At 45.3% G+C, this 8,225-nt stretch carries 8 protein-coding genes; all 8 read right to left on the bottom strand.

Annotated elements, in window-relative coordinates; translation table 11 throughout:
- The coding region (locus I2494_RS11150; RefSeq protein WP_407657907.1) for an Ig-like domain-containing protein at positions 1 to 2,974 on the bottom strand (2,974 nt) is incomplete at its 3' end.
- A gap of 1,409 nt (positions 2,975 to 4,383) precedes the next feature.
- Entirely contained in the window at positions 4,384 to 4,659 is a 276-nt protein-coding gene (locus tag I2494_RS11145) for a type II toxin-antitoxin system RelE/ParE family toxin (protein ID WP_218466936.1), read from the bottom strand.
- 3 nt (positions 4,660 to 4,662) lie between these two features.
- Positions 4,663 to 4,911, bottom strand: a complete 249-nt coding sequence (locus I2494_RS11140; RefSeq protein WP_218466937.1) for a CopG family ribbon-helix-helix protein — start codon at positions 4,909 to 4,911, stop codon at positions 4,663 to 4,665.
- 71 nt (positions 4,912 to 4,982) lie between these two features.
- Positions 4,983 to 5,816: a DUF4942 domain-containing protein gene (locus I2494_RS11135; RefSeq protein ID WP_218466938.1), complete on the bottom strand. Its 834-nt coding sequence runs from the start codon at positions 5,814 to 5,816 to the stop codon at positions 4,983 to 4,985.
- 112 nt (positions 5,817 to 5,928) lie between these two features.
- Positions 5,929 to 6,267, bottom strand: coding sequence for a TA system toxin CbtA family protein (locus I2494_RS11130; protein WP_218466939.1), 339 nt, complete (start codon positions 6,265 to 6,267; stop codon positions 5,929 to 5,931).
- Positions 6,268 to 6,291: 24 nt separating this feature from the next.
- Positions 6,292 to 6,618, bottom strand: coding sequence for a type IV toxin-antitoxin system YeeU family antitoxin (locus tag I2494_RS11125; RefSeq protein WP_218466940.1), 327 nt, complete (start codon positions 6,616 to 6,618; stop codon positions 6,292 to 6,294).
- 41 nt (positions 6,619 to 6,659) lie between these two features.
- Positions 6,660 to 7,133 (bottom strand): RadC family protein, encoded by a 474-nt coding sequence (gene radC / locus I2494_RS11120; protein ID WP_218466941.1) that lies wholly within the window; start codon positions 7,131 to 7,133, stop codon positions 6,660 to 6,662.
- Between the two features lie 57 nt (positions 7,134 to 7,190).
- A complete protein-coding gene (locus I2494_RS11115) occupies positions 7,191 to 8,009 on the bottom strand; it encodes a DUF932 domain-containing protein (RefSeq protein WP_218466942.1) in 819 nt (272 codons plus the stop codon).
- Positions 8,010 to 8,225: the final 216 nt, after the last annotated feature.

Below are 8,225 nucleotides of genomic sequence, written 5' to 3'. Positions count from 1 at the left end.
GGGTGATGGTATGGTCAACGCTGATACTGTTGCCGGCCGCATCGCTCAGGCTGGCATTCAGGGTATAAGGCCCGTCCGCCAGTGCGCTGATATCCGCGGACGGAATGGAGAGGCTCCAGCGGCCATCACTCTGTACCGTGGTGGTGTAACTGGTGCCTTCCAGGGTGACGGTCACCGTCTGTCCGCTGTCGGCAGCATCGGCGGTACCGCTGACCACCACCGGGGCACCGGCTTCGGCGGCGTTGATGATATCGTCCCCCGCCACCACACCTACCGTCAGGTTAACCAGCGTGTCGACCGTAAAGCTGTCTGAGGCGGTTGCCGGGTTACCGGCAATATCGTCGGCACTCACCGCGATGGCCACGCTGCCCTGCGCCAGTGCCTGCACATCGGCGGCCGGCACCGTCACGCTCCAGCTGCCGCTGGCGCCCACCGTACCGGTGTAATCAATGCTGTTAATGGTGACCGTCACCGTCTGCCCTTGCTGCAGGTGGGTACTGCCACCGCTGACGGTCACATCGCTCTGGCTCTCGCTGGCAGAAACAATGTCGTCCGCCGTCACCGGATCCACACTCAGTGTCGGCAGGTTGGCGCTGTCGGTGATTAATACCAGCGGCTTGCTGTCTGACGCCGGGTTACCGGCGGTATCGCTTACCGTTGCCAGCACCTGATAAGTACCGTCCACAATGTTATTCAGATCGATCACCGGTACAGTAACGCTCCAACGCCCGTCAGAAGCAACCGTTGTGGTATAAGTGATGCCATTTAGGGTCAACGTGACTATCTGGTTTTCTTCAACATGGGTAGAAGTACCATTTAAAATCAGTGGTGAACCGGCTTCGGTGGCATTCAGGTAGCCGTCACCGGAGACCGGCGCAACCGTCAGCGTTGGCAGGTTAGCCGCGTCCGCCACCAGAGTGATGGTATGATCAACAGTAATGCTGTTCCCCACCGCATCGCTTAGGGTAACGCTCAGATCGTAAGGACCGTCAGCTAATGCTTGTATATCAGAAGAGGGAATAGAGAGACTCCAGGAACCACCCATTTGCACCGTAGTGGTATATTCAACGCCTCCCAATATCACTTTGACAGTATGACCACTATCAGCAGGATCGGCCGTTCCACTAACTACTACCGGGGAAGAGGCTTCACTGGCATTGATGACATCGTCACCCGCTACTGGAGCGACCGTCAGAAATATTTGTGTATCAACTGTGATTAGACTGGTTTGTGTACTGCTGTTTTTTGCCAGATCGATGGCGCTGAATGTAATATCTACCTCTCCTTGGGGGAGCGCTATTAAATCTATTGATGGGATCTCAATACTCCACAAACCACTACCATCGGCAAGCGTGGTATAAGTAATACCATTCAATACCAGAGTTATAGGTTGTCCAATTTCCAGATCGGCATAGCTTCCCGTTATAACGAGAGGATTGAGGCTTTCCGGGCCACTAATAATATTATCTATTGCTATCGGATCTACCGTCAGAGTCGGCGGTATGGTATCCACATAAAAATCCTTTTGAGGCGCAACGCCGTAATTTCCCAGTCCATCTGCAGCAACGACGGTTATTGTGATAGTTCCATTATCAAGTTGTTGAAGAATCTCCGGGGGAAGCTCCAGCACCCAGTTACCATCAATATCAACTTGAGCGATATAAGTATGACCGCCAGCTTCAGGAGCAATAAGTATTTCCCATTTACCACTGCTGTCTCGCTGCGTTATAGCATATTGATTCACATGCAAACCGCCGATATTCACTGCAACTTTCTGACTTTCTCCATAAGAGTTAGTTACGCCACTAAGCAGCTGCGTATGGCTGGCATCGTTGCTGTTAAGAATATCGTCATCAAAAGGTAAGTTAATGGTCGGGGACGGCGGAACAAGTGCCATGGTTACGGACTGACTTGCACTGGCACTGTTTCCAGCTGAGTCAGTAGCTACAGCCGTTAATGTGTAAATTTCATTACTCATACTGCTTAGCGTATCTGGTGGTAACTCTATACTCCAAATACCTTGCGCATCAACTTTGGTCGTATATTGTTGATTATTATAAGTTACTAATATGGTCACACCAGGCTCAGAAGTACCGGTAATGAAAATAGAACTTTGTGACTCCGCCAGATTCACAACATTATCTGAAGTAACCGGATCAACCGTCACTACAGGTGGAATGGTATCGACTAAAAAAACCGTTGAAACCGTTCCTGTCAGACCAGCACTATTGGTTGCTACTACCGTTACAGACTGCTCTCCCTGAGCCAGCGAAGCTAACACAGACGGAGAGAGCGTTAAACTCCAATTACCATTGGTATCGACATTTGCCGTATATATATTGCCTGCGATGGATACGGTTACACTTTGCCCCGTGCCTGTTATACCTGTTGTACCGTTTATTACCTGCTCATTTTGACTTTCAGCAAGATTTAACAGGTTATCTGTAAAAAGCGGTACAATGGTTGGTACTGGCGGGATCGAAGGTTGAGGAACATCAGGAGATATATCAATAAAGGCGCTTTTGCTATTGCTGTTAGCTACTGCCAGACCTGTCCCTAAAATTGCTAAAGCCCCAATACCCAATGGAAGAAGATAATCTGAACTATGCTGCTCTACCAAATAAAGTGAGGACATGTCCCCTATCGTTTGATATTCCGGAATAAGAACATTCACTTCCTGACTTTCCGGGAATGTAACATGAACGATTCCCTGAGAATCATCAGTAAAAACTAATTCACTATGAGCTCCATCAACTTCCAAAAAGTAATCTTTACATATTACGATTGAGCCATCCGCCATATGTATAATTAGATCATTGCCTTGCCTTTCATAACTTGCAACCGTTTTAGCTGAACCGTGGATATTTACAATCGACGGTTCAGCCAATGTAATACTTTGTGTTCCAGAAATAAGCTCAGTTGAAGAAATAAAATTACCATCCAATCGAGATAAGACGTTAATTTCATTGTTCATTAGATTATTTGAATTGTTAACATTGTCCATACCATTCCCCAGAATATAAATTCATTGCAGGCAAAATAATTCACCAACACTCAATGAAATAAATTATGGTATGAGTTAAAAATAATTCAATCGTATCAATTAAACACAAATTAATTTGGTAAAAGCACAGATAAAAAAACATACAACAAAAAATAAATTAACCAATTAAATCAACATGAAATAAAATATAAATATTTAACTTGATTAATTTAAAGCCTACAACTACAAGTTATAATGTCATGATAAAGAATATATTTTTATAAGAAATAAAATTTAAAAAAATTATCCATGAAAATAAAATCATCGCATGATTGACAAACATCAACTCATTAAAAACATAACAAATAAAAATATTATCATTAAATAAAAAATATGATTGTTTTTCGAGTTAAACCATTAATGTTTACTAACAATAATAAACTCAGTTTTTATTGGACAGAAGATCATTTATCACATATCAGAGTGAGAAAAATATTTATGTATATAACTATTTTACAGCGACTAACTTTAGTATTAGTTTTTGTATCACTACTTTTATATTTAACTGATAAATAAAATTAATAAATCAAGAGTTATATAGATATCACGATTTAAAAAGAGAGTTTCAGCAAGTTAATTTGCTATAAAATTAGAAGAATTTTCTATTGATAACTCCACAATGTAGTCACGCGCTACCAGGGATTATTTTAATAACAGAGATAGCGTTAACGATCATGATGGTTAACGACAAGAAGGCATCGAATGTGGAAACGTTCATTAAATATGCTCAAAACCAATGTTCTGGTGATGAAGATAGCTTTAGTTCACTAAACTGAATATAAAGTAATAAAGAGAGTTAATTGTACATTTCATAAGAGATTTTTCTTTATCCCAAAATCCTCTTCAAATACGCGAGAAACGACTAAAAGACAAAGTAGAGAATTTGGGTTATCTCATCTGATTAAATTGATTTAATCACGTCCTGAGTCGAATTACAGCCGTTAAAACGATTCACTTCAATCCATAGCTTCAAGAGAATGACAATATCTAAAGAGTACCTGTTTTAGTGAGTGCTACCATCGCTTAAGTATTTAGGCTGAAAGAGCATGAAAAGAGAAGTGTAAAGACGTGAAGTTAAGACAAAAAAATAGACGCCAATAAGCGTCTATTTTTTTAATATTGGTACGAGGACGGGACTTGAATTTTATAGCTATCTATTTGAAATTTATAGACAGTAAAAGTCATCACTTCGACAGATATACTCGTTTATATACTCACCGCTACAGGTGTCACCGATATCTACTCGACTCAGGTCAATCTAAGGTTACTGAGCTATACGCAGCTCAATGGATAATACCTTCCGCTTGAGGGAAACGCAAAAGGTCGCAATGAGCCAACGATTAGCACTCTTCTTTCGTATGCCAGAGGTCAACGATGAAAATGTCATTATCTTTGACTTCGTAGTGGATCTCGTAGTCACCGAACAAAACCTTTCTGACCTCGCGAGGCTCGTATCGCGTTTGCTGTACACCAATTGCCGGATGCACGGTAAGTCCAGTACTTCCGGTTATTAGGCGGTCTAAAACATCATCAGCATGTTGGCGGCTGTACTGAAGGGCAAAATTGTAGATACGCTCCAGATCGTCCTGAGCTTTATGCGTCCAGTAAATTTCCATCTATCAGGCTTTCTTTAGACGGTTCGCGAAATCCACCATATCCGAATGACTCACCACTCGCCCTGCGTCTACGTCGGCAAGCCCCGCCAGTACGCTTTGATGTCTTCGTTCTCTTTCTGCCAGCATGGAGAGCAACGCCTCCTTTATAATCCAGCTTTTTGAACGATCCAGTTCTATAGCCAAATTCTCGACGGCAAGAGCCAGCTCGACGGGAATCTGAGCACTGATGGTCTGTTTAGCGGGAGAACCCATAGGGATTACCTCGTTTAATAACACTTAATAACTCCTATTAAGGTTAGCACAACTGTGCTTATAAAAACATCTCATCTCGCAGGCAATGCTCCCGGATAGTACTTCGCTACGATATCGTTCATCTTCTCTACCAGATCTAGACGCTTGAACGTGATATGCCCGCTACCTTTCTGGAAATAGCGGATCGTGAAGAAATCGTCCTCGAATACCTGCTGGCGTGGATTATCGCGAATGAAGTCCATCAGTCGGATAGTCACATCGTGCCGGTTATCGGGAATGGTTTTACCATCCAGCAGGAACAACATGCGCTCCAGATCGGCTAACTGGTCACGCCGCCAGCCCCAATTCAGGCCGTAGCCCCATTTATCGTACGTCACCAGATTGTTAACGATAATCTTCTTGCCGAAGTAACAGGGGTTATTGGTTTTGTAATCCCAGCTTAATCCCCTGAACACATTGATGATGCCACGCTCGAAGACCTCCTGTTTGTTGAGATGAAGCTGCTCAAAGGTACTCAGGATATTCGCTTTGCTGATTGCCGGAAGATCGCCCTCATCGAGGTTCTTAGCCCACTGGCTACGCGCCTCAGCATCCATTAACGTCAGCATCCCTGACTTCAACATCAAATCGCGCCAGATGCTGCGGTCGATATTGCGGGTGATGACTGGCATCGCTTTATCAACAGGTTGCACCAGCCAGCAGTCGAAAGAATGGCCCTGCCGCATCGCCCAATGACTCGCTACGTCGCCACCAACCCCAGAAGTAAGTCGGGAAATGTCATCAAGTTGAGAAATTAGCGCCTCAATCTGTTTCAGCGCAGCATCGCGTCCGGTGACGATACGCTCAATGCTGGTCGAGCAAATTAGCTCATTATGATCGGTTAAAACTTCAGCTTCTGTTTGCATGATATTTTGTCCGTAAAAGCAAACACGCCCGCCGTAAATGGCAGGCGCATTATGCAATGAGTAAAACGGGAGTATGTTCGGGAATGTAAATCAGGAAGACGGCTCGCAAGATTCAGCGTGTCGAAGGATGATGAATTTGCCGCAACAGGCCGGTTGCCTGCCTTGCCCGTAAAATATCTACTGCCTGAAGATAAGGTGACTGTTCCTGACAGTTAAACCCTCTGCGATCGATACGAACCAGCTCGTACTTTTCCACCAGAAAGTTAACAGCATCAGCCAGCGTAATACCGGCGTTGATGTGCTCCTGAATAACAGTTTCATCACTGAACGGCGTATCGTTCAGCGTCAGGCCATAGTGTTGCTCCAGCAGGCGTGTAAGTAGCGTTTGCCAGACGAGCACAGGCGGCAGGTATGGCTTCGCCACCCGCTGATTTGCAGGAAGAGTTTTCATATAGTTTCTCGTTGGAAAATGAAATTAACGTTGAGTGGGATAAATCGCTATATAAACGTAGCCATGCGAACCGAGGGTATCTGCTTCGCAGGTGAGTTCGCTGTGGTACAGCGTTACGCGATGTACATGGCGAGGGTTAAGCTCACCAGAAAGCAGCATCAGCTCCATCTGTTCAATAAAGTGCGGAAATGCGGTATTCAGTTGGTTGTACTCTTCCTCATTGAAAGCACCAGTTATCCCGGCACGGTCAGCTAAATAATGTAGCCGGTTGCCTTCCTGGACCAGCCTTGCGCTAAAGCGAGGTATTGCCCCGCACAGAAGCCCCCATTCAGGGTTATCGTGTTTTTCCATAAAGATTCCTGTTCAGTGCAGATAAATATGTGGGGTTGAAGTTACAGCCAGCCCATCTCAGCAAAAGACAACGTATCGCCATCACCGATAATGAAATGATCCAGTACCCGTACTTCTACCAGATTCAGGGCATTTACGATCCGGTCAGTTATAGTGCGGTCTGCTTTGCTGGCATCTGTAACCCCTGACGGATGGTTATGGGCAAGGATCACCGCAGCCGCGTTGTGGCGCAGTGCCGATTTCACAACCTCGCGAGGATGTACTTCGGTATTGTTAATCGTGCCGAGGAACAGCGTTTCATGCTCCAGCAGACGGTTCTGGTTATCGAGATACAGCGCCATAAATATTTCCCGTTCCTGTCGGGCAAGACGTAGTTGCAGCCAGTTTTTAGTAAAGCCGGTGGCAATAAACTGCTCGCCAGGTTGACGCTGGTATTTCTCCAGCAGACGCATTGCGCGGCGAATAATACGCTGTTCATTTATCAGGAAGGCAGAAGTTAAATTAAATTCAGACATGACGACTCCTTAGAAAACAAAACACCACGACAAATGAAGTGGGATAACCAAAGGGATTTACGATGCAAGTTGCAGCATATTTTCAGCCATTACCCACAGAGCGCGATTGAGCTTAACGTCACTATCGATGCCATTAATGGCACGAGTTCTGGCACGTTTCCCCTGCGCAGAGCGACCGGATAAGCCGCCCTTAATCAGGTTCTCCTGAATACGTTGATAAGTTGTCCAGAGATCCCCGGATTCATCCTGCCAGCGTCGGGGAGCCAGTAACTGCGATTCGGTAACAGGTTGATGCTCTTCACCAAAACGGTATGTCAGTGCCGCTTTAGCCAGTGCGTGTTGTGCAGGTGGAGGTAACATCAACGACTGCATGGCATCGCGTTTTTCTTCAACCTTATCGAAAATACCGAGCACCTCATACGCGCCTTCAATAACCTTTTCGACGACATTACCTTTATGAGGTACGCGAACTTCACCAAAAGACTCACCACAAACCAGTCCATTACAACAGATAGCTCTGAACAAACCCGGCAGCATCTGATAGCTACTGGAACCATCATGGCTGTTCAGCAGGATAATTTCCGGCACCTGTTTACCCGTAATTTGCCCCTCGCGGCGCAAACGCAGCATGTGCTTCGTATGTTCGCGTTTACTCTCATCCCGAACACGGGTCTGGCAGGCAAAGAACGGTCGGAAGCCTTCCCGCTGAAGATTATCCAGCAGAGTAATTGTTGGGATATAGGTATATCTGTCACTTCGGGATTCGTGTTTATTTTCACTGAAAACGCTGGGCACATGGCGGATCAGTTCTTCATGGGTTAATGGACGGTCACGACGAATCTGGTTAATCCGCCCAAAACGGCTGGCTAATCTCATGGTTAATTTCCTTTTCTGGTTGCATAAATGACAAAGGCCATGCCCCTTTACAGGAGCATGGCCTTTGGTTCAGGTGTTGAGCAGAGAAATGGGTTCAGCTTTCGGGAATACCGAAACAGGCAATGTAGCGGTTCAGCGTCGCACAAGTGTCAGCGTAGAAATGTCTGGCACAACAGAGCCAGATCAAAAAACAACCAACCCAAATTGCATATTAAT

The sequence above is a fragment of the Limnobaculum allomyrinae genome (assembly GCF_016649425.1).
GTDB lineage: Bacteria > Pseudomonadota > Gammaproteobacteria > Enterobacterales > Enterobacteriaceae > Limnobaculum > Limnobaculum allomyrinae.
The sequence above is the reverse complement of the archived record's forward strand: the minus strand, read 5'-3'. Positions and strand labels throughout refer to the sequence as shown.